Raw genomic sequence first — 23636 nt, forward strand, 5'->3', positions numbered from 1 at the left:
CTATTTCTATAACTTCTTGAAATAAAAAAGGCCCCGCATAAGCAGGGCCAAATTTAACAAGTATTAATTTTTTTAATAGGAGGCAAGCAGCTTAGTTAGCTACTTCCATCCCTTTCCCAGAGTCAATAACCTTCAGCCCTACATGCTGCATGAACTTTTCTGGCTCAGATAGATTTAGAGCAAGCTTTAGTACATCCTCAACATGTGAAACAGGGTGAATTGATAGTCCTTGCTTGATTTCCGGTGGAATCTCAAGAAGGTCTTTCTTATTCTTTTCAGGAATAACAACTGTTTTTACTCCTGCTTGCTTAGCAGCTAGCATCTTCTCTTTTAGGCCACCAATTGGAAGAACACGTCCTCTAATTGTCACCTCACCTGTCATTGCAACATCTTGCCTTACAGGAATTCCAGAGATTGCTGAAGTAATCGCTGTAACCATTGTAATCCCCGCAGAAGGACCATCTTTAGGTGTTGCTCCTTCTGGTGCATGAATATGGATATCATGCTTATCAAACCACTCAGAATCAATTCCTAAGCGACCTGAAATTGAACGAACGTAGCTCATTGCTGCCTTCGCTGATTCAGTCATAACCTCACCTAGCTTACCAGTGATTTGGATACCACCTTTACCAGGAACTGCAATAACTTCGATATGTAGAAGACAGCCACCAACTGAAGTATAAGCTAGACCATTTACTAAACCTACTTCTGGTTGTTCTTCAATTACATTATCATCAAACTTAACTGGACCTAGATACTTTTGAACTAGTTTCGAAGTGATTGAGAACTTCTTACCTTTCTCAACATCTTTCGTAACAACGTCTGTAGCAATCTTTCTAGCAATTGTATTGAACTGTCTTTCAAGCCCACGTACACCAGCTTCTTTTGTATAACCACGAACAACTTCCATGATTGTGTTATCAGTAATTGTGTATTCGTAATCTTTAAGTCCGTTATCTTTCCATGCACGTGGTGCAAGGTACTTCTTAGCGATCTGAGTTTTTTCGATTGGAGTATAACCTGCAAGGTTAATGATCTCCATTCTATCTCTAAGCGGCCCAGGGATTTGTCCTAGATCATTTGCAGTCATAACAAACATTACTTTTGATAGATCGTATTCAACTTCAATATAGTGATCACCAAAGTTTTTATTTTGAGCTGGATCTAGAACTTCTAGCATTGCTGCTGCTGGATCCCCTCTCATATCAGATGTCATTTTATCAATTTCATCTAAAAGAATAACTGGATTTGATGTTCCTGCTTTCTTAAGTGCAGAGATGATTTTACCTGGCATTGCACCTACGTAAGTACGACGGTGTCCACGAATTTCAGATTCATCTCTTACACCACCAAGTGAAACTCTTTCAAACTTTCTACCTAGTGATTCTGCAAGTGACTGACAAATTGATGTCTTACCAACACCTGGAGGACCTGCTAAACAAAGGATCGTTCCCTTTCCTTCTGCACCAACAAGACTTCTTACCGCAAGATATTCAAGAATTCTTTCTTTAACATCTTTCATTCCAAAGTGATGATCATCAAGAACAGTTCTTGCATGAGTTACATCATTGTTATCTTCTGTATACTCTCCCCATGGTAGAGAAAGCATCCAGTCAATATAGTTTCTCACAACCGCAGATTCTGCTGACATTGGAGACATTGACTTAAGTTTCTTAATCTCTTTTTGTACCTTAGTAACAGCTTCTTCAGGCATTACTTTCTTAGCTAGGCGCTCTTCCATTTCTTGAACTTCAGATTTCTCATCTTTTTGTCCAAGCTCTTTTTGAATAGCGTTCATTTGCTCATTTAGGTAGTACTCTTTCTGAGACTTTTCCATTTGAGACTTAACGCGAGTTCTGATTCTTCTCTCAACGTTAATGATCTCGATCTCTCCTTGCATTTTTTCAAGAAGAAGTTGAAGACGTGCTTCAATATCTACAGCTTCAAGAATTTCCTGTTTTTCAGGAATCTTCATTGAAAGGTGTGCAACGATAATATCAGCTAATCTTGATGGATCAGTGATCGATGAAATGCTCATAAGTAATTCTGGTGGAATTCTCTTATTAAGTTTCACGTACTGTTCAAATACATTTTTGATTGATCTTACTGTTGCTTCAATCTTTACTTGTTCAGGAACAGCTGGAACACACTTAGTTACATCTGCCCAGTAACCTTCAGTTCTTGCTTCAAATTCCTCGATTGTTGCTCTGTACTTCCCTTCAATAAGTACCTTTACAGTATTATCTGGGAGTCTAAGCATTTGAATGATATTTACAACAGTTCCTACGTTATAAACATCTTCACGATCTGGGTTTAGGATACTAGCATCCTTTTGCGTAACTAGAAAAAGCTCGTTACCATTTTTTGATGCTTCCTCAAGGGCGTTGATTGACTTCTCTCTTCCTACAAATAGTGGAACAACCATGTGTGGAAAAATAATCATGTCTCTTAGTGGAAGTAACGGTAGGCTCTTCGACTCAGTTGACTTCTTGTCTGACATAGCACCTCCTGCACTATTAATACTTGTCAAAAAAATTCTGGGAAAAGGAAAGATTGGAAGACTTCATGTCTAATCTCTAACCCTTTTATAAATTGTATCAAGAACCTATAAATATTTTGAAACTTTTTTTGGTCGGAATCTTATGCCCCTCAATAAATTCACAGTGCATAGGCCTATATTTACAACCACTTAAGTTATCCGACAAGAGAAGACCGGTTAGCTAAAATATTCTGACATTTGAAAACTAGTGTAATTTCTACACCGCTTAAACGAACAAGGGCCAGACAAAATGCCTGGCCCTCTTTACTTATTTATTAATTTTTAAATAATTAACTCTTAAGCTGATTCGATATCTTTCTTAGCTTCTAAAGTTGAGCTAGCAGTTGATTTCGTGTCTTTTCTTGGACCCTCTTCAACGCGTGGTGATTCCTTACCTGCAATAGATGCAGCAGTAATCACAACTTTATTGGCCTTATCATTTGCTGGAACATCATACATTACTTCAAGCATTGTTTGCTCGATGATGGCACGAAGTCCACGCGCACCAGTTTTTCTCGTAAGAGCTGTTTGAGCAATTGCTTTCAGAGCTTCTTCTTCGAATTCTAGTTCGATTCCATCAAATTCAAATAGTTTTTGATATTGCTTAGTAATCGCATTCTTTGGTTCAGTTAGAATTGAAACAAGTGCTTCTTCATCTAGCTCTTCAAGAAGTGCGTTTACAGGAAGACGTCCAATAAATTCAGGAATAAGACCAAACTTTGTTAAGTCTTCTGCTTCAATACCACCAAGCTTTTGAATTACTGATTCTTCGGCTTCAACAGTTTGTTTTGCAACAAGCCCCATTGGTCTCTTCGTCATACGTTTTTCAATAATTTTATCAAGACCTACGAATGCACCAGCTACTACGAAAAGGATATTTTTCGTATTAACTTGGATGAACTCTTGTTGAGGGTGCTTACGTCCACCTTTAGGTGGAACAGATGCGACAGTCCCTTCAACGAGCTTAAGTAGTGCTTGTTGTACACCTTCACCAGATACGTCTCTAGTGATTGATGGGTTTTCAGACTTACGTGCAATCTTATCGATTTCGTCAATATAAACAATTCCACGCTCTGCTCTTTCTACATCGTAGTCACATGCTTGAAGAAGGTTAAGAATAATATTCTCAACGTCTTCCCCTACGTAACCAGCTTCAGTAAGTGAAGTTGCATCAGCAATAGCAAATGGTACGTTTAGAAACTTTGCTAGTGATTGAGCGATAAGAGTTTTACCAGAACCAGTTGGACCAGCAAGTAGAATATTCGACTTTGCAAGTTCTACTGAGTCGTCTTTTCTTTTCGTATCACCGTGAGCAATTCTCTTATAGTGATTATGAACGGCTACAGAGATAATCTTTTTTGCACGATCTTGTCCAATTACATATTGGTCAAGGTGTAGCTTAATCTCGTGTGGCTTTGGAACATTATCAAGAGCGGCTTTAGAAACAGACTTAACCGTATCTTCGTAAATGATTTCATTACACAATTCAATACACTCATCACAGATATAAACACCAGGTCCTGCAATTAGCTTTTTAACTTCTTTTTGAGATTTCCCACAGAAGTTACAAGAAAGTGAACTATTGTATGATCCATCTTTTTTAGTCATTCATTGTCCTTTAGTTTTAATTCTAAAATAGAATTATATCTTACTTCTTATTAGATTCAATTACACCATCAATAATACCTAGCTCGATTGCATCTTGTGGAGATAGGTAATTGTCGCGGTCAGTTGCTGCAACAATTTTTTCCATCGTCATATCTACTGACGAGTGCTTGATATAGATACCATTTAGTTGGTCTTTTAATGTTTGAATTTCATTTGCCTGAATTTGAATATCAGAACACTGCCCTTGCGCTCCACCAAGAGGTTGGTGAATCATAATACGAGAGTGTGGAAGAGAGTAACGATGTCCCTTCTCTCCAGCAGTAAGAAGTAGTGATCCCATTGAAGCAGCAAGTCCTACACAGTAAGTATAAACTGGGCAAGATACGTGTTGCATAATATCGTAAATACCAAGTCCAGCATAAACGCTTCCACCTGGTGAATTGATATAGAAATGGATTGGATCTTCTGGATTACTCTGCTCTAGAAACATCATCTGAGCAATTAGTAGGTTGGCAACTGTATCATTTACTTGTGTACCTAAGAATACGATTCGATCAAGAAGTAGTCTTGAATAAATGTCGTATTGTCTCTCACCTCTTGCCGTTTGTTCAATAACAATTGGGTTAGGTATATGTGCCTTTGGATCCATCATTTTTTCTCCCTAGATATATATTTGGACTCTTTTCCAATTAATTTGTCTATTGCATTCAGCATTTCGGTGGGTTGGGACTATATCTTTAGATAAATATTTGCGATTTTCTGATTAAATTCCAGCTTAAGCAACTGAAATTATTTACTCTACTTTTTTCCTTTTTTACAAAAAGATGAATGAATTTTAACATTGCAGGTCTTGAATTTCCCCTACCCCTGCGGTTTAATTTAGCGCAAGAATTTATAAACTATTCAATAGTTATACGCGCAGAAAACAGGAGAATATTATGACTGAAACAGTTTACCCAACATCATTAGTTTCTAAAGCAGCACCAGAGTTCAAAGGTAACGCAGTAGTAAATGGTGAAATCAAAGAAATTTCACTTTCAGACTTCAAAGGAAAGTGGAAAGTTCTTTTCTTTTACCCACTAGACTTTACATTTGTATGTCCAACAGAAATCACAGCATTTTCTGACAAGATTCAACTTTTCAAAGACCTTAACACTGAAGTTATCGCTTGTTCTGTTGATTCAGCTTTCTCTCACCTAGCGTGGACTAAGCAGTCAAGAAATGAAGGTGGACTTGGTGATATCAACTTCCCAATCCTTGAAGACCTTACAAAAGAAGTAGCTAGATCATACGGTGCACTTATGCCATCTGGTGACGTTGCGTTTAGAGCAACTTATATCATTGATGACAACAACATCGTTCAACACGTTTCAATCAACAACCTATCAGTTGGTAGAAATGTTGAAGAAGTTGCAAGACTTGTAGACGGTTACCAATTTACAGCTAAGCACGGAGAAGTTTGTCCGGCAGGTTGGACTAAAGGTGCTGATACAATGAAGCCAGATCCAAAAGGATCACAAGAATATTTCAACAAGCTATAATTTTAGCTCGAAATATGAAGGCCCTCAAATGAGGGCCTTTTTTAATAATAAAATCCTACTCCGATTCCCAAGCGAGTGATACTCAATTGTCGATAATCATTTTTCAATTCATGACGTTTGGCAAAGATGTTGTACCACATATTCTCACTATACTTCTGACTGTAATTGATCTGATAACGTTGACCGCTTAAGCCTCTTTGCGAATTCACAGATTGAGAAAAGCTCAAATTAAGTACAAAAGGTGTAATTATCTTTTGAGCAAATGTTAGTCCTAAGGTGCCATAATAGATGCGCTTAACCTCAGTATCTAGAGATTCACCATCCAAGAATTTACTTGAGTTATAAAGATTGAAGACTTCGTAATCAACACCACCAAAAAAACCTGTCGAATTGCGATGTGTATAAGACTTATGAGCATAAAAACTTGCTCCAAGCTCTGGTTTAAGCTTTAAATTATTTGAAAAGCTACTTCCACTATCACTCTCAATTTCTGAGGCAACAAGATATGAAATACTACCAAGGGCGACAAGTGAGAGCTTCTCAATTGATACAGGAAAATACGAAATCCCTGCTGTTAATGTCATTGGTGAATTCTTTTGTGTTTTTAAAACTCGATTAGATGTTTTTTCTTTAAACATTCCAAGAGAAGCAGAGGTTTGAATAAAGTAGTTATGGTTGTCCCCTTTAGACTTTAAGAAGAAGTCCAAGCTCTTTCCATATACTTGGTTCGAATTTAAACCAATGTAAAAAATAATGAGTGATCTAAAAATTCTCTTTTTCACGGCCCTAATATTACCAGAGAAACACCTTAAAATTGAGAGAGGAAAAATACGCTGATAACTAATGCATATTGAATCAAATTAGGATATTCTTAACGTAATTTTTTTACAGTTATGCTAGGAGATAAAATGGAATTCATTGATCAGATCATGCTCTATATCAACACTCACGTGCACATGGCGCCATTTATAATTTTTGGACTACTCCTCTTAGCAGGCTTTAACATTCCAATTTCTGAAGATGTAATGTTATTTACTTCGGCCATTTTAGCGGCCAAGAACCCAGACTACCTATACCCACTTTTCTTTGGGGTATTTCTTGGAGCATATCTTTCAGATTTAATTTGTTACGGATTTATTGGACGCTACTTAGGCCCGAAAATTTTTAAAATTAAATTCTTTGCCTCAATGGTTACGCCAGAGCGCCTTGATATGGTTAATGCCTTCTTTAAAAAGTATGGTGTATTCACATTAATTTTTGGTCGTTTTGTTCCATTTGGATTTAGAAATGCACTCTTCCTATCAGCGGGTCTAGGACGCATGAATGCTTGGAAATTTGCCCTGTCAGACCTGCTGGCAGCAACAGTATCATGTGTTGTTTACTTCACTGTTTATTATAAATTTGGTGAGACAGCTATTGAGTATATCAAGAAGAGCAATTACGTTATCGGTGCAGTAGCACTTGCTGTAATTCTTGGTGTAATCGTCTCAAAATGGAAGAAAAAGAACGTAAACGCCTAAAATCATTAAAGTCAGAAAAAATTACAAGGCCCGTCAATTACAGTTTACAGCACGGGCCTCTTCCTCCATAATCCCGCTTGTTCACAAAAGTTGTGAAAAAAAATGAACAGTATTTGATTATTGGAGTACCGCTAAATGTTAAATTCAATCACGCAAAATAAAGTTATCAGTTTCAACGCATTTAAAAGCGAAAGAGCTAGCCGTTGTGAAAGTACTGTTCAAAGAGATTATTTCTCTAAGCTAGACTTCTCTGCCCTAATCAATGAGACAAACTCTCTTGTTGCAGAAATCAACAGTGACGACGTTATTAATAACGAATTATTAATTAAAGTAGATCAGCTAACAGCTGAATTTAAAAGCCGCATCCTTGATAATGAATCGCCTATCGACAAATATCTTTTAGCGACAATCAAGGATCTTAAGTATTCGATAAAAGCAAAACTATAGTTTTGTTCTTTATATTCTTCTCTTTTTATTTTTTGTTTTTTTGTTTTAAGGCCCGTCATAAGATGGGCCTTATTTTTTTGCTTCCAGCAGACTTTAGAGGGATTCTAGCGATTGATAATCGTGTAGAACTTTGGCCCTAAGAAGTGGCAACTTCATTTCAGAATCATATCCTAGCAATGATGCCGTCTTTCTAAGATGTACGATATTCCCATTTTTCTTAGAAGAATTCTCAAATTGAGTTAGTAAGTAAATCATATTCTTTGAAAAGGTTGTCACGTATGAGCGTATCAGGGCCATATTCCCTGAAGTTACATGTGAAAACTTAGCACCGATAGATGGTAATAAGATTTTTTCTACTTCCGACAATCCTTCAAATGAACGAACAATATCAACTTCACAACGAATAACTTCAATATCAAAAGCGCTGTGGTCGATACTAATAAGTTTTTGAGAACTTAACTTTGAAAATTCTGGATATTGAATAAGAGAAACCATGGTATGAAAGCGTGTACTTGAAGGTACACGCCCCATATCGGTAATTAACATTCCACCTTCGGAAATATTAGAACAGCGGCCCTTTAAAACATAGTCATCACAAAGATAGAGCATCTCTTGATTTACAGGTGCTCTTAAATGTTGACGATTAGCTCTCGACACTCGCTATTCCTCTATTAAAGTAATTTTGAAGCTGTTTCAGAAAGCGCAGAACGCTCACCAACAGTTAACTTCGTATGAGAGATGATCTCTTCTGTTTTCAGTCTTTCTACAACATAGCTTAGACCGTTATTAATCTCATCAAGGTATGGACTATCAATCTGCTGAGGGTCACCTGTTAAGATGATCTTAGTTCCCTCACCTGCACGAGTTACAATTGTTTTAACTTCGTGTGGAGAAAGGTTTTGGGCCTCATCAACAATTAAGTACTGACCAGGAATAGAACGACCACGAATATAAGTTAGTGGTTCGATATGTAGTAGTCCATGATCCATTAGATCAACATATGAAGAACTTGTTCCAGCTCTTCTTTGATCAAATAGGAAGTCCATATTATCAAAGATTGGTTGCATCCAAGGACCTAACTTATCGTTTACATCACCTGGAAGATAACCAAGGTCTTTCCCCATTGGCTGAATTGGACGAGAAACAAGAAGTCTTGAATATTTTTCTTGATTAATTGTCATCTCAAGTCCTGCTGCAATTGCAAGAAGAGTCTTACCTGTACCGGCCTTACCAACAAGTGATACTAACTTGATATCGTCATTTAAAAGAGCATCAAGAGCAAATTGCTGTTCCATATTTTTTGGATAAATTCCCCAAACACCTTCTCTCATTGGAATTAAAGGTACAACTCCAAGTTTACTTTTAGAGAAACGTCCCAGAAGTCTTCTTCTATCATTTCCTTCTTCATGAACAACTAAGTATTCATTTGGAAAAATTTCAAGTTCTTCCCAGTTTTCAAGCTGTAAGAAGCGATTCTTTTCATATTCTTCAAGCTTATCTTTTGGAAGTGGTAGAAAGCGATAACCTGAGTAAATTTCCTCAAGCTTAATATCTTTCATTCCGTAGTCTTCAGCATTGATACCTAAGATATCAGATTTAATTCTTAAGTTGATGTCCTTAGTGATAAGAACAACATCTTCTCCCTGCTCCTTTAAGAAGATAGCTGAGGCAAGAATTAAGTTATCATTAATAGTAAGATCAATTGTGTCGTGTTGATTTTCAATTGTCTTATCAACAGAGATGATCAGGGTTCCACCATTGTCTAACTCAACACCATCCATAAGTGATCCCTTCTTACGAAGATCATCGATGATTCTTGAGAAATAACGAGCGTTACGCCCATTCTCATTCTGATCTTTCTTAAAACGATCTACTTCTTCAACTACAACTAGTGGGATGAAGACGTCGTTAGGACCAAATTTGTTAATAGCGTTAGGATCAAATAATAATACGTTCGTATCGAGTACAAAGGTTTTTCTTGTCAAAATGCCCTCCATGACATTTAGATTGATGCGAGGAAGCCTCTCTTAATTAAATTTTAAGTTATGGTAAAAAGGGATGTCAAAGAAAAAGGGCCGTTCACCTTTGTGCGTCATGAAACTCACACAAAAGCCTAAAAAATATCCATGGATGTATCAAATAAAGAGAGAAAAACAAAAAGGCGATCACCTTTTGTTTCTTGATACTCAGAACCTATTTCTACATTATTAAATCCAGCAGTAATCGTAACTGGCCATAGGCGAATCTCAGCTCCATAATTCAGATAGCCTTCGCCAAGTCCTGCAAAGAAGCCAAAGAAAGGGATATTGAGCTGGGCCCCAAAGTGAATCATTCGACCAAAGCTCAAACCTTGATTGATTGGCTTAACATCAAGAGCAAGAGAATAATCAAATGCCTTCCAGTCTTGTTTTACAGCAATTCCAGTGTTAACGGCCATATTGATGCGAGGAACTTCCCCATCCCCTTGAGTCTTTTTAAAGTATGTATCACCAATATCAAGAACTGCCATTGATGCGACAAACTCTGTATTTCCCCATCCATTGGCATATTCAATACCAATATCGTGACCTGCACCAGAACCTTTGGAATAGCCAAATGTATTTTTAATATCATCAATTGAGCCTAGGCCATTTTCAATTTTTGTAATGATATTTGTCGAGAAAATATCAAATTTATCTCGCGTCCCTTCTCTTGTTAAATATTTGAAAGAGTATCCTAGCGAAAGACGCTTACCTTTCATAATTTTCTTTTTCTGCTTATTGCGACTGCCACCAATTAGATTGAAAGCAAAACCAGCTATAAATCCACGATCATAAGAGTAATCAACATTAAAGGCCGGATTTACACGGTTCTTCAAAACGATATTGGCACGATTCTTAGTAAAATAAGAAAATGAAAAATGATGGGCCTTAATCGTTGAAAAGTTAGAAGCTTCTAAATAAAGAGGGTAACCCATTAGCTGATCAGCAATGCCAGCAGCATCACTTGGAAGATTATTAAAGCGATCCATATCATCGATCGCATTTGGCCCAGCTAGAATAAAATTAACAGGAGATATATCAACATCATAATTTGCACCTAAGCTAGCAGGATTGTAAAAAACAGTAAATGAATCCTGATTAGCAAGCCCCATCCATGCATTTCCCATTAACATGGCACGAGGACTCTGACCTAAAAAGAATTTCTCAAAGGCCAAAACATTGATGCTCAAAAGAGTAATGAATAGGAGCTTAAGCGTCTTTCCCATTACCTACCTTGAATGAAGTGTTTCAAAAAGTGCTGCCATATAGTAAGCAATTTGAAGTTCACTACCTGTAAAATCTGTTACACATTGAGTTTGATTTTTTATTGTCACAAGACTATTTGAAAAGCCTTTAGGTGTAATCACATTGTCGACAAAGTCTTGCCTAACAGTACTAATGTCGGCCAGAAATGTTGTTAAATCAACATCAGTAATATCACCAAGAGTGATATTTTCAAGAACATCTAATAAGTTATTAAAGTCAGTAACCAATGCGCAAGCACGTTCTAGATGTAGGCTTGAATCACCATTAGTTAAATCAATACTACCTGTATCAGCACCATCATCACATGCACCTGTCACACCACCTGCTTGAATATATGCATCAAGATCGCCATCTCCGAAGTAAGAGTATGCGAAGAGACATTCATTAGTTCCTACTGTCCCCGCTCCTTTCGAACCAAGCGCATCAGAATTTCCAAAGAAGGCCATGCTCATACCGTTTCGAACAAAGAGCATATACATTAGAAAAGAATTTATATCGGCCGCTCCATAACTTCCAAATGTTGCTTTACGAAGCGTAGCAGACGGATCTTTTGTTGCTGGGCCAACTCCTCCAGAATAAGTTAAAACATCGATTGCTTTGCCAAGATAGTAGTAAGAAAGATCATCAATGTCAGTCATGGCCTGGGCCAATGTAAATGTTGACATTGAACTTAGGAGATCTCCACCTGTTGTAATTTTTGTGATTTCATTTAAGAAGAACTCTGTTACAGAAAAGCCTGCTTTACATGCATAAGAAGAAGCAAGTAACTTATAATAAGTTGCATCTCCACTCTGCTCTTTCATCGCAAGCATTTTACTGAGGGCCTTATCACAATCCCCAGTCGATAAATGATCTTCAACAGAAAGATAACTTCTTTCAAGTTCGATATCTTCATCGACACCACAAGAGGTGAAAAGAATTGATGTTAAGAGATAAATACTGAAAACAATTAGTTTATTCACAGCTTAATTATCTCTTAACTTAACCTTTAATTCATAGTGGGAATGAGATACCAATCTTAAATAGCTTATTCCTGAGTTAAATACTCGGCGACACTAACAATTGCGTCTTTAAAATCATCTTTTGGTAGAACAAGAGAAATTCTGGCACAATTTGGAAGACCAAAATCCCCACTCGGGACCATTGCCACACCTTTTTGCTCAAGAACTTGTTCGCAGATCTCAACAGAGTAATCCGACTGATCAGTATCCGATTTTTTAAATCGGCCAATGACAGGAGCGCTTGAGAAATCAAAGAGAAAATAAAAAGCTGACGTTACCTGATACCAGCACTTTTCTAACTTATACTCTCTTAGAACTTCTCTTAATATAAGAGCATTCTCACGTAAGTGTTTTTTAACTGGAGTTAGATACTCATCAACATGATTCATATTATAGCGAAGTAGCGCACGCTGAATTAATGAACAAGAACCTGAAGCTGTATGGCCTTGAATCTTTTTAACAGCATCAATCACATCTTCGTGTGCAATACAGTAGCCAAGTCTTAGGCCAGTTGCTGCAAGACTTTTTGAAATACCGTCGACAATGATTGTACGTGACAATAACTCACGATCATATTGATAATAATATGTTGGTTTTGGGTCGTAATAATTTAATTCGTAATATATTTCATCAGAAATAATAAAAGTATTTTCATATGGCTTCACAATTTCAGCAAATTGCTTCATCCACTTTTCATTATAGAAAATCCCCGATGGATTATTTGGGCTATTTAAAACAATTGCTTTCGTTTTATCACTAATCAATTCTTTTAATTCCTCTAGGTCTGGTTCAAACGCATTAAAAACGGAAGCCTTAACTTCTTTTAAGACACCACCATTAAGAGAGATCATTTGTGGATATGAAATCCAGTATGGAGCAAAAACTATTACTTCATCACCTGGATCAACAATACTTGCAAAAATATTTGCAAGAACATGCTTTCCACCATTACCTACAACGGCCTTGAAATTATGGTCAAACTCATCAAAGCTAATGCCTCGAGAAGTTTCAACATATTCGATAATTTTTTCTAGTAACTCACTATCGCCTGCAACTGGGCTGTATTGAAAACTTTTTAGAAAGTCTAACTCTCCCCTTATCGATTCGACTAACTCTCTTGGTGGCCGATAAGGTAGTTGTCCTGCTGTAAGGTTGTAAACTTTCTTACCTTCTTGTGCCATAGCTACTGCTTTGGCATTAAGCTTTAAAGTAATACTCTCATTAATTTCTTGTGAACGCTTCGAAACATTCATTAGATCTTCCCTTTTTTAGCAATCCAGTTATAAATTGTATCTGGAACGAATTCCTTAATTACTTTTCCATGCTTATGAATTTCTTTAACAAGCGAGCTTGAAACATAGTAGTTATCTCTTTCAGTAATAAAGAAAACTGTTTCAATTTCTGGGTATAGTCTCTTATTCATTGAGGCCATCTGAAACTCTGCTTCGAAATCCCCTGTAGGTCTAAGTCCTCTAATAATTGAGCCAATGTCGTTTGCTTTTGCATAATCGACAATTAGTCCTTCCCACTTATCTGCTTTAATACGAGGCTCATCTTTAAATGTTTCATTTAACATCTCAACTCGCTCTTCAGCTGTGAAAAGAGGTTTCTTATTGCGATTGTGGGCAACAAGTATAATCACCTCATCAAAGACTGTTAGTGACCTCATTAAAATATCCTTGTGGCCATTTGTGAATGGGTCAAACGTTCCTGGGTAAATTGCTCTTTTCATTGAGTACCTAATTCCTATTATAAATTTAAATCAATTTTATACGACACCGGATTACAATGCAATTTTTGCAATATAACTTGTGCCTTGCTTGTAGACTTTAGAGAAAGTAAGAGAATGTTTTTTTAAATCTGCTTCAAGGATTCCCTTTTGACGATCGGATTCAATCCAAATCTCTCCAGAGAATGAAGATTCTTTAAGTAATTTGAGACATTCTAAGTAGACATCCTTTAATTCATATGGCGGGTCGATGAAGATGAAACTCTCATCGTATTCATCTGATGTTGACTCCAAATAACTTATACTTGTTTTTAGATAAGCTTGAGCTTTTTGCTTAATAATTGATAAATCTTCTGTGTCTACTTTTTTAGAAATCTCTATCTTATTCTTTTTTAAGACATTAAGAACTTTTGGATGGTCATCAACAAGTACGACTTTCTTCGCCCCTCTTGAAAGCGCTTCAAACCCCATAGCACCACTACCTGCGAACAAATCCACAAACAGACAATTCGTTAAGTCTTGATGAGCATCAAAGAATTTTCGTCGAAGCATAACACTCGTTGGACGAGTAATTGATTCAGGGGGAACAAAAAGGGCATGCCCTTTAGCATGCCCACCAAGTATATTTATGGCCATTTATAACCTTTTTAGTTTAAACAACATCAAATAATGTTAAGCGACTTTCTTCGCTTCTTCGGCCGAAGGAAGTGGAATATTAAAATTAGCTCCACCTTCAATACATGCCTTAAAGCCTTCTTCAGTTATTGAAACGTCTACACCATTCATTGTCAGAGTAAAGCGTCCATCAACTACACTTAATGTTGCTTGCGACCCAGCGATCGTCAAGTTTACATTAAAATTCATATTACCTGCTGCACTAAAAGTAACGTCACCACTTTCGCTAGTTGTTGGCGCAACATGCGTGAAAGAAGGCGCAGGAGTTTCTTTAGGCGCTTGATTTATCACAAGTATATTTTCATTGTCTTCATCTTTTATCACTGTTGATTGTGCATTCGCTGCCGGCTCTTCTTCCATTTCGAGAGTTGTCGTAGGTGATGCTGCGTCAATTTCTTCAAGATCTTTCATTATGGCATCCATTTCAGCTTCATCAAAGCCTTCAGTAAATGCTTCTTCGAGTGATGGAGATGAATCTCCAGCAACTGCTTCTTCAATATCTTCTTGAGCAACGATTTGTGTTGTCTCTTCTTCGAATACTTCTTCCACTTCTGCAACAACCTCATCAAGAGGATTTGATTCCGCAACCATTTCATCAAGAGGATTTGATTCCGCAACCATCTCATCAAGAGGATTTGATTCCGCAACCATCTCATCAAGAGGATTTGATTCCGCAACCATTTCATCAAGAGGATTTGATTCAGCAACCATCTCATCAAGAGGATTAGCTTGCGCCTCTAGGGCATCTAGCGGGTTTACTTCTACAGCAAACTCTTCTACTGGTGCAGATTCTGCAACGCTTTCTTCGACGACCTCTGCTACTGGCGCGCTATCAAGTTGTCCTGACAGTTCTTTATCCAGACTTGCAAATTCTGCCATGATGTCATCTAGTTCATTCTCAGAAAATCCACTTTCTACACTTTTTGCTGCTGCATCTTGAGGTTTATTTCCACCCATATAAACTCCGTCTATTGATCCAATATCACTTGTGCTTTTCGACACAGATGACAGAAACTTTAAGAAATAAACATTGTTATAAAATCAATAACTTACAAAGCTTAAGTCGAGAATATCTATTTTTAAGCATGACAATATGAGTGGCCATCGTTATATTTTACTACCAATTTAAAAGACGCAACACACGACTTTCCTTACATAGTTTAGAATGTTAACCATCTTAAAGTTTTGAGGACTGTCGATTATTATACGGAACAACAGGCGAAGTGAAAGATTCATCGTTTTCAGCTAAGAATTGGCTGATTAACAATATTCCTGGTCCTAGTACCGAGGCAGATAGCCTTGAGGAGCCTAAGCATGCAGTAAATGCAAGCGGACCTACTCCTGTTCCTTCAATTCAAAGCGGACAATTTCTTGTTAGTGACCACATTATTCCGAAGTGGCGTGGTGAAAGCTTACTAACTAAAGGAAGCATGAAGTTCAAAAAAATTGTATTTGAACTTTTCAATGAAGCAAAAACTCAGGTTAAGTCTTTCAAGCACCGCAACCGCAGTCTTAAGCAATCTTTATTTCAAGAATTTATTGAATATACAACTCACAACGGTATTCACCCTGAGGGAGTTAGCGACTTTAACCAATTTTGGGCACAACTTGATGACAAGAACGGCCCAAGTTACGAATGTATCCAAGACTTTTTAAAAGTTTACTGCCTTCGTTCTATTAGCGTCTATATCTTAAAGGTTCGCTTTCTAACTCAACTGAGCTCTTTCTATTCAAAGACTCTTACTAAGAATGAGATTTTAAATCCAAACTCAACGCTAAGTAAGATCTTTAAAGTATCAAGCTCACGTGAATTATCGAGTCGTGCACTAGGAACTAATGAATACAGCTGGTTTAGACCAAATGAAAATTTTGGTGACAGCATTTTAGAACTTAGCTCTATCCTTAAAGACCTTAACCCTATTGAGTTCTTTAAAGTTCTAAATCATGAAATTCCAAATGAGTTATCAGTAGTTTTATTCCACAACGAAACTGATAAGTATTCTCATGCTTTCAGTAATCGTAACTTTGGACTAATGACTAATAATCTTTTAATCAACTTTCCAAAGTGGATTGAAAATCATGGTGGGTATTTCAATTTTAATACTCAACCACAATGTTTAAGTACCCTATTTACAGGTAACTTTCTAAACTCACTAACGATCTCTCACTGGATTGCTCAAGAGAATAATTCAACAGAGGCTTGGCAAGAAATTATCTGCCCAGAGTTTAGAGGTGATAATTATGTTAACGGACAATACTTAAAGATATTCCAAGAAATTCAATTCATGACTTTCTTAGTATATCTAGCTCCAAGACAGAATAAAGACCCTATCTCTTTAATCGTTTCTCTTTTTAAGCAGAAGTCGAATAAATCGAGAATTACGGCCAGCGGTCAATTTGCCCTGCTTGATGCTACAGAGGTACAGCAAAGTATCTACGATAGAATTCTGGTTAACTTAGTAAATATTCCTAAGAAGAACCCACACCACTACCTCATTACAAATATAATGCAAAATGGGGAGCATCTATCTAATAGTGGTTATATGTATGTCTTCTCTAATCAGAAGCTCTTTGTTCCTTCTCATGCAGCAAAGAACGAAGCACTATTTAAGCAGTACAAACTACTGATGCGCTTTAATCTTGAAGGCCTTAAAGGTAAGGGTGAAATCCCACGCTACTTCTATATCTTCTCGAAGCGTGTGGTAGAAAATAAATTAGATATTTTTGGTAACCCAGATGTTAACTCAACTCTTCTTAAGGAGTCGTGTCTTTCTGTAAATATGAATGGTGATCTGACTCACTTTTCGAAATTTGATTTCTTCGTTGAAGAAATTGATAAGCTATTTGCAAATAAGAAGGCCATTGATGCTCCACTTTTTTCAAATGAAACAAAGTGTGGATTATCATTTGAGTTTCACCAAGATGCTATCCTTAACGGAAAGCTTCTAAGTAACAACAGTGAAAGTGATAAGATCACTCACCCACAATATTTTAGAAACCTAACAAAGAGTTGTATCCCATTTGATCAATTCTTTAGTGTTGAGTCTCTTTCAAATTACCGTGAAGATGACAACTACGACCTACTAGGCTTCAACCTTAACCCTCAAGAGAGATATCCATATCTTCTGATTGTGGACTTCACTAATGAGAACGATATTAAGCTTGAGCTGACGACAATTGATTCACTTAAGGCGAAGATTGAGGAGTATGGTAACGCTTACTTCCAATACTTTGGATTACTACCAAAGATCTCAAATCTAAATATCAATCTATTTAGAGAGTTCTTTAAGACGACAATTGGTAAGCAGATTACTCAGCTTACTTTTAATGGTGGACTGAAGAAAACGAAGGCAAAACTAAATGCCATGTTAATTCCAAAATTCCTTGAGAAGACGGAATTCTTACCTTCACACCATATTGAGTCTCTACAAGATATCACTCTTTCGAAAGAAGATGTCCAGACAACAGATTTTTGCATGTACACGCAAAAACTTGCTTCTAAGATCGATACTATCAACTTACTCGCTAAGCGCTGGCCATGGCATACAAGTTGTATCCTTTCTCACCTAAAAATTATCATTGGTAATTACCGTGATCAGGTAAATAGTGGAAAGGTTCAAATGAAGTATGATTACTCTTCAAGTGCACTCATTGGAAAGATTGTTGGTCTGCCAAAGACACCTATCTATCCAAACAATCAAGATATTTATCTTGAAACACTTATCACTGAGAGAAATGATATTCACCTTCCACTAACAAGTGCAATCTTTGAAAAGTCTGAACACACAACAAAGCTTAGACTTATTTCAAATGATAGAGAAGTTCTTAACCTACATGGTGAATTACAATTACTTCAATTCATCCAGTTCATTCTGACAAGTGCAGTTGGAACTCCTATTTCAACTATTGTTCAATCTCTTGAAGTACCTGCTGCTAAAGAGCTTAACTCTCTACTTGCTGAGCAAGATCAGGTAGCACATAACGTGAATGAAACGTTTGCACTAATTAATAACACTCTAAACAATATCATTATTGGTCAAATAAATAATTAGTGATATCATAGACTTATGCAATTGAAAGTCGATGAGACTCACTGGAGTATCTACCGCTATTTTAAAAATAAGGCCAACTCTCTTGAAGGAGAGCCATCAGCTTTACTAAAAAAATATCGTCAAGATCAACAGCGCTACGCTCGCCGAGACTTTCAAACTTCAAGCGTCAGTCAACTTTATGATTCAATTGATACCTCTGATATCATCTACCTTGGAGACTTCCATACTTTTGACCAGAGTACGAGAAACCTCGAACGTATCATTCGCATCCTAGCAAAGAGTGATTATCAATTTTCAATTGGTGTCGAATTCATTCATATCAATCATCAATTCTACATTGATTCATATCTTAAAGGGGCCATTACCGAGCTCGAATTTCTAGAATCAATCAACTATAAGAATTCATGGCGCTTCCCTTGGACCTTTTATAAGATCTTCTTTGATCTTGCTAAGGATCACAATATTTCAATAATTGCGCTTAATACTAAGGGAAATCTGGAGCAAAGAGACAAGAAGGCCGCAAAGAAAATTGCGACTTATCATAAAGAAAACCCAGAACAAAAGTTACTTATTTTATTTGGAGAACTTCACATTGTTCCAAATAAACTGCCACAAAAAGTTTTTGATCTGGCAAATAAGGATATTGTTCAAACAATCATTCATCAAAATACTGATGAAGTTTACTGGAATTTAGTTAAAACCAATAAGCTAAGATCTGATCAAATTGTTAAGTACAATATGAGAGAATTTGTTCTGGTAAACTCTCCTCCTTGGTTAAAGTATGAATCTCAAATTTACTGGTATGAGCACTTAGCTGATGATCCTGACTTTGACATTCACGAGTATATTATAGAGACAGGTGCACTTAAGTTTTCAGACAATATCTTGGATAACTTTGCTTACTTTTGTCATGAAATTAATAATACCCTTAATCTTGATATACCAATTGGTGAGATTGAAGATTTTAGAATCTTTGATCAGCAAAACCTAAAAAAAGTAAAAACAACAATCAATAAACTAAAGTCAAAGAAGGCCATTAGTTTTTACAATAAGCTCATCGAACATGGTAAGACGTTTAAACTTCCATGTAAGAAAGCTTATTACTGTTCAAGTTATTCAATTAATCGCATTTCGTACCTAGCAGGGATTCATATTCATCAATCAAAGTTAAAGATTCCGGAAAAAGAGATTGTTGACTTCTTTAATAAGAGAGATCGTACGAATTTATTTGTTTATCTTATTCATAATTATATTAGTGCTTACTTCTGTTCGAAGCTTTTTAACCCCTATCGAAAGTGTAATATGTATAAAGACTTTCAATACATGGCACGTAATAATAAACAACTTAAGAAGACTGATAAGATGGTCTTTAAAGCATGTTTAAAGCTTTGTAATAAACGAGCTAATGTTAATGAAGAACTAAAAGGACTAAATCTCTACCAGCTTCATAAAGCTTCACGTAAAGTATCACACATGCTTGCAGATATTATTTTTGACTACTTCTTCGCTGCTAATCGAGTTGAGTATAAAGATGTATACAGGCTTGTAGCATCAGATGATTACTCAAATGAAAACTATCAAAGCCTGTTGAATGAAATTGGAAATTTAGTAGATATTAAAAAGCTAAAAAAACGCGAATTCTAATTACATTAGTCTTTGCATAATCTCGCGCTTAGTACCTTTTTCAATACGAGTAACTTTCTTAGAAGTATCTTCCTTCACCTCTTCAGTCACTTTATCAGCACTTTCTACTTCAGCTACTGGAGCAGCAGTAACAACATCTTTTGTTTTAAAGATTATCTTGTACTTACGTCCAACTGGTTGTAGATCGTCATTGTAAAGGTTTGCAAGCTCTAGACGTCCCGAAATGTCTTTTAAAAGCTCTCTTACGATTTGAACTGAAGTTTCAAGTTCAGTTGAATTCTTACTCTCACCGTACGAAGAAATACTTAGATAGTAGATTGCTCCAAGTGTCTTACCTTGAACTTCAATCGTTCTCTTATCTTCATCAGCATTAATTGAGTTCTTAGCTGCATCTAAGAGAATATTATATTGAATTTGCTCAATCGTTTCTCTCTCACCGATGATTTCTTTTTCATTAGTATCAATTTTAAATTCGATCCCCTGCTCTTTGTACTGATCTTGTACTTTACAAGCAATAAAGCGGTTTACCGAAGAAATCTCACAACTTTGTACCATTGGTACATTAGTTTCATTTTCACTACTTTCATTTGATTCACTCATAGACCAAATTTGATCCGCAACTTGTTTTGCATCTTGATCATCATTAGAAAGAACCATTCCGAAAGTTTTATTTTCATTAGAAGAGATCGTCGCTTTTCTCTTCTCTTTTCTGAAGTTTTGCTTTTGTGCAGAGTAAAGCTTTGAGCAATGCTTCATCTCATTAAGCTCAAGAGCATTAATGATAACGCTTTCAATCTCATCGAAGTTATCTTCTTGATTAAGCATAAGAAGACTTAACGCCTCATCTTCAAGTTCTTTTCTTTTTTGCATAACAATCTTCTTGAAAATTAATTCCCATGCAAAAGTAAATAAGAACACTCCTGCAACAAGAGCAAGAGAGATTTTAATATTTGAAAGTGAACTTGAAATCGTTTCGAAGTGATTTTCAATAAGAATTGAGCCAGCATCTGCAGCATCTTCAAACTGAGAGAACTTTTCGTCGATATTGCTAGAGAAATTCTTGTCTGTTACAGAAAATCCCTTCCCTGTACTTCTAAGACTCTCATGAAACCAGTGAACATTTGAACTTACTGTATTAAATTTTTTAACGATTGCTGAAGAGAATTTTCCATACTCAGTCATTAGGTCAGAGACTTGAGCAAAGCATTCTCCTGTTTGCGCCGTAAAATTACTATCTAAATATGTTGAATTCATATCCCCTGCAACTGCAGCAGTGTAGGTTTGCTGAACTCTTGTACTACAAATTTGAATTCCGTTTTGAATTGTTGAGACCAGTTTATAACTATTCGATACACCACTTAGCATATAAGCAATGACTAAAATTGAGACAGAAGATAGACCTAATATTCCTAATCTCACCTTTGAAAATTTGTATTGAACTGGTTTACTCATCCATAAGTCCTTAAAATTGCGTAATTCATTTACTTTTGCGCCAATTAGCACACTTTAATTCTACCTATTGATTCAACTAGAAGAAAGAGTAGACAAATTTTACCAGTTTAAAGGAGATTCCTTTGTCCCAAACCAAGTAAAATGGTACAATTTTTATAGATAAATCCGGCCGGAGAAAAATGATCAACTATATTACAATCCTATTTTCCCTCGTTTTACATGCATTGGTACTAAGTTTAGTACTCGATGCTGACAACTCGAAGAAACTGGCCCAGGAAGAACCAATTAAGCTCAAGTTCAAACAAATTGAAGTTAGAAAGATTGGACTCGATAAGGCCCAGGATAACCAAAACCTTTTTGGTCAACTTGCCTATGGAAAACCTTCTTATACTGAAAAAGAAATCAAACGCGTTGACCAGGAAGTAAAAAGTCGATCTTCTGCCCTATCAAAGAAAGAAGAAAAAAGAATTGTTGAAACAGTTAAAAAGGAATCCGTTCAAAAGAATCAGATTACCCAAAGAAGGATTTCAAAAGAAAGCTTCAAAGAAGCTAATTGGACTAATGAACTATCACACGTTCAAGAAGCAACTGTAAGTTTTCTACCGCCTAAAGGTATTAGCCCCGACAAACTGAATGAGTTCGAGAAGGTTTTCTATGCTTTCTATAAGCGTGTTGCTGTTCAGTATATCAACTCTGTTCAAATTTCGGTGAGAAATCGAGTAACAGAAAGGCCTTATGTTCAAGAGAGTCTACGCTCAGCTTCAGCGCAAGAATTAAGGGCCGTTGTACGTTACGATGAAGAAGGAAATGCTGAAATTGTAAAAATTCTTAAGTCATCAGAAGATGATGATATCCATAAAATCTTTGAAACAGCTTTAGGGAAAATGAATAAGATTCCTAATATTGTAAAAGATCTAAAAGACGAAGATGGAAAGTACTATGCTATCTTCACTCTATCAGTAAATACACGCCGCTAAGATTATCGTTGCCACGATAATCAATTGTAATTTTCTTGGAATACCAAAAGTAAGAAAGATAAAGAAGTCTTTTACTGAGAGTTTGTACTGACGCTTTTTTAAGACAGGACTCCCCTTTATTTGTTCTTCTTCTAAATCAGGTATCAATTCATCTAACTCTCTAAAAAGCAGCTCCTCAACCTCAGAGTTAGCTTTATAAGAATTAAAATCATTGATCAAATCTTGTTTTTTTAAATCGTACTCAAGAAGTTTTTGGCGACAGTCTAGACATTGAGAAAGATGTTGTTCATTTTTCACAAAGTCACGACTTTCTAAATAAGTCATTTGCTTTGAGAAGAAGCACTTTTTAAAATTATTATTAATTAATTGTTCTTCCATCAAAGCTCTCATTTAAATGTATTCTATTATGGGATAATTGATCAATATAAGATAGAACCTCTTGTTGAGATATCTTAAGAGTTTCTGCAATACTCTCAACACTCTCCCCTTTGAACTCAAAAAGATAAACACAGGCCCTTTTCTCAACACTATCGATTTCGCTATTCTTTTTATTTAAGATTTGCTCACTTCGTTGTTTAGCTAGACCAATTAATTTTATTAGAAATTGATGTTCAAAATATTCGTTATCTATCTTGTATAGAACTTGATTACCTTGTTGAACATGGCCAGTGGCCACATCAATAATAAGTTGCATTGCCTGCAATTGATCTTGAATCAAGTAATTTGCCACTTGATAAAATTCATCCACTAATTTTCGAATAAGTTCTTTTTTAACTAACACATAATAATTTTAGCAAGCTTTAGAAAAAATGCTACTGCGATTTTAAACACTTAAGTGAAGATTAAAGTATATTCAATAGATTACCGATAAAATAGTGAGGAAATGTAAGAACGAGGATTACATGAGAAAATTTATATTATTGGGAACTTTAGTACTCATGACATTAACGAGTTGTACTCAACCGACTAATTCTAGAGCTAATTATAATAACTCTAACGGAAATGGTTGGGATAACGGTAACTCAGGAAGCGGCGGAAATGGCGGCTGGGACTGGGGTAACGGTGGAAGTGACAGCGATGATAGTGGCAATAATGAGCAAACCGATAGTGGTGATGGTTATGGAGACGGTAACGAAGAAGGAACAGCTGATGGCGATGGCCAGA

At 36.3% G+C, this 23636-nt stretch carries 21 protein-coding genes and 1 pseudogene; 7 read left to right on the plus strand and 15 right to left on the minus strand.

Annotated features, from left to right (window positions below; all coding sequences use genetic code 11):
• Positions 1–91: 91 nt before the first annotated feature.
• The 3 genes from lon to ACMAYX_RS05655 form a co-directional block, all read right to left on the minus strand.
• On the minus strand, positions 92–2500 hold the full coding sequence (gene lon / locus ACMAYX_RS05645; protein WP_103216490.1) for an endopeptidase La: 2409 nt from the start codon (positions 2498–2500) through the stop codon (positions 92–94).
• Between the two features lie 336 nt (positions 2501–2836).
• Complete coding sequence (gene clpX, locus ACMAYX_RS05650) at positions 2837–4147, minus strand: ATP-dependent Clp protease ATP-binding subunit ClpX (protein ID WP_103216489.1); 1311 nt, start codon at positions 4145–4147, stop codon at positions 2837–2839.
• A 40-nt stretch (positions 4148–4187) separates the two neighbouring features.
• Positions 4188–4799, minus strand: a complete 612-nt coding sequence (locus tag ACMAYX_RS05655) for an ATP-dependent Clp protease proteolytic subunit (RefSeq protein ID WP_021266245.1) — start codon at positions 4797–4799, stop codon at positions 4188–4190.
• A gap of 286 nt (positions 4800–5085) precedes the next feature.
• Here ACMAYX_RS05655 and ACMAYX_RS05660 point away from each other — a divergent pair, with 286 nt between their 5' ends.
• Entirely contained in the window at positions 5086–5688 is a 603-nt protein-coding gene (locus ACMAYX_RS05660; protein WP_103216488.1) for a peroxiredoxin, read from the plus strand.
• A gap of 41 nt (positions 5689–5729) precedes the next feature.
• Here the strand turns inward: ACMAYX_RS05660 and ACMAYX_RS05665 are convergent, their stop codons facing one another.
• The gene (locus ACMAYX_RS05665; protein ID WP_412471662.1) at positions 5730–6470 is read right to left on the minus strand and encodes a hypothetical protein; all 741 of its coding nucleotides are present in this window, start codon (positions 6468–6470) and stop codon (positions 5730–5732) included.
• A 126-nt stretch (positions 6471–6596) separates the two neighbouring features.
• Here ACMAYX_RS05665 and ACMAYX_RS05670 point away from each other — a divergent pair, with 126 nt between their 5' ends.
• Positions 6597–7208: a DedA family protein gene (locus ACMAYX_RS05670; RefSeq protein WP_233189674.1), complete on the plus strand. Its 612-nt coding sequence runs from the start codon at positions 6597–6599 to the stop codon at positions 7206–7208.
• Between the two features lie 135 nt (positions 7209–7343).
• Complete coding sequence (locus tag ACMAYX_RS05675; RefSeq protein WP_103216486.1) at positions 7344–7655, plus strand: hypothetical protein; 312 nt, start codon at positions 7344–7346, stop codon at positions 7653–7655.
• A gap of 93 nt (positions 7656–7748) precedes the next feature.
• On the opposite strand, the gene ACMAYX_RS05680 is transcribed toward ACMAYX_RS05675, so the two are convergent.
• From ACMAYX_RS05680 to ACMAYX_RS05715, 8 genes are all read right to left on the minus strand, one after another.
• Positions 7749–8312: a PilZ domain-containing protein gene (locus tag ACMAYX_RS05680; RefSeq protein ID WP_103216485.1), complete on the minus strand. Its 564-nt coding sequence runs from the start codon at positions 8310–8312 to the stop codon at positions 7749–7751.
• A 14-nt stretch (positions 8313–8326) separates the two neighbouring features.
• Positions 8327–9652 carry a PhoH family protein gene (locus ACMAYX_RS05685; RefSeq protein ID WP_103216484.1) on the minus strand — a complete coding sequence of 442 codons (1326 nt, stop codon included), beginning with the start codon at positions 9650–9652 and terminating at the stop codon, positions 8327–8329.
• A 116-nt stretch (positions 9653–9768) separates the two neighbouring features.
• The gene (locus tag ACMAYX_RS05690; protein WP_412471663.1) at positions 9769–10902 is read right to left on the minus strand and encodes a hypothetical protein; all 1134 of its coding nucleotides are present in this window, start codon (positions 10900–10902) and stop codon (positions 9769–9771) included.
• A gap of 3 nt (positions 10903–10905) precedes the next feature.
• Positions 10906–11904, minus strand: a complete 999-nt coding sequence (locus tag ACMAYX_RS05695; RefSeq protein WP_103216482.1) for a hypothetical protein — start codon at positions 11902–11904, stop codon at positions 10906–10908.
• A 65-nt stretch (positions 11905–11969) separates the two neighbouring features.
• Complete coding sequence (locus ACMAYX_RS05700; protein ID WP_412462921.1) at positions 11970–13196, minus strand: pyridoxal phosphate-dependent aminotransferase; 1227 nt, start codon at positions 13194–13196, stop codon at positions 11970–11972.
• Complete coding sequence (gene coaD / locus ACMAYX_RS05705; RefSeq protein ID WP_103216480.1) at positions 13196–13675, minus strand: pantetheine-phosphate adenylyltransferase; 480 nt, start codon at positions 13673–13675, stop codon at positions 13196–13198. The genes ACMAYX_RS05700 and coaD overlap by 1 nt, the downstream gene beginning before the upstream one ends.
• A gap of 51 nt (positions 13676–13726) precedes the next feature.
• Positions 13727–14308, minus strand: coding sequence for an RsmD family RNA methyltransferase (locus ACMAYX_RS05710; protein ID WP_103216479.1), 582 nt, complete (start codon positions 14306–14308; stop codon positions 13727–13729).
• A 36-nt stretch (positions 14309–14344) separates the two neighbouring features.
• The gene (locus ACMAYX_RS05715; protein ID WP_412471664.1) at positions 14345–15349 is read right to left on the minus strand and encodes a hypothetical protein; all 1005 of its coding nucleotides are present in this window, start codon (positions 15347–15349) and stop codon (positions 14345–14347) included.
• Positions 15350–15570: 221 nt separating this feature from the next.
• Between ACMAYX_RS05715 and ACMAYX_RS05720 the strand changes: the two genes are divergently transcribed.
• Positions 15571–18399, plus strand: coding sequence for a hypothetical protein (locus ACMAYX_RS05720; protein WP_103216477.1), 2829 nt, complete (start codon positions 15571–15573; stop codon positions 18397–18399).
• Positions 18400–18414: 15 nt separating this feature from the next.
• Positions 18415–20043, plus strand: coding sequence for a ChaN family lipoprotein (locus tag ACMAYX_RS05725; protein WP_103216476.1), 1629 nt, complete (start codon positions 18415–18417; stop codon positions 20041–20043).
• Here the strand turns inward: ACMAYX_RS05725 and ACMAYX_RS05730 are convergent, their stop codons facing one another.
• Positions 20044–21495 carry a hypothetical protein gene (locus ACMAYX_RS05730; RefSeq protein ID WP_412471665.1) on the minus strand — a complete coding sequence of 484 codons (1452 nt, stop codon included), beginning with the start codon at positions 21493–21495 and terminating at the stop codon, positions 20044–20046.
• A gap of 179 nt (positions 21496–21674) precedes the next feature.
• Between ACMAYX_RS05730 and ACMAYX_RS05735 the strand changes: the two genes are divergently transcribed.
• Entirely contained in the window at positions 21675–22472 is a 798-nt protein-coding gene (locus ACMAYX_RS05735; protein ID WP_103216474.1) for a hypothetical protein, read from the plus strand.
• On the opposite strand, the gene ACMAYX_RS05740 is transcribed toward ACMAYX_RS05735, so the two are convergent.
• Both ACMAYX_RS05740 and ACMAYX_RS05745 read right to left on the minus strand, forming a co-directional pair.
• Entirely contained in the window at positions 22452–22850 is a 399-nt protein-coding gene (locus ACMAYX_RS05740; RefSeq protein WP_103216473.1) for a hypothetical protein, read from the minus strand. The genes ACMAYX_RS05735 and ACMAYX_RS05740 overlap by 21 nt on opposite strands.
• The gene (locus ACMAYX_RS05745) at positions 22831–23253 is read right to left on the minus strand and encodes a hypothetical protein (protein WP_412471666.1); all 423 of its coding nucleotides are present in this window, start codon (positions 23251–23253) and stop codon (positions 22831–22833) included. Before ACMAYX_RS05745 ends, ACMAYX_RS05740 begins: the two co-directional genes overlap by 20 nt.
• A gap of 121 nt (positions 23254–23374) precedes the next feature.
• Between ACMAYX_RS05745 and ACMAYX_RS05750 the strand changes: the two are divergent.
• A pseudogene (locus ACMAYX_RS05750) lies at positions 23375–23636 on the plus strand (hypothetical protein); the annotation flags it as partial.

The sequence above is a fragment of the Halobacteriovorax sp. RT-2-3 genome (assembly GCF_047085075.1).
Lineage (GTDB): Bacteria > Bdellovibrionota > Bacteriovoracia > Bacteriovoracales > Bacteriovoracaceae > Halobacteriovorax_A.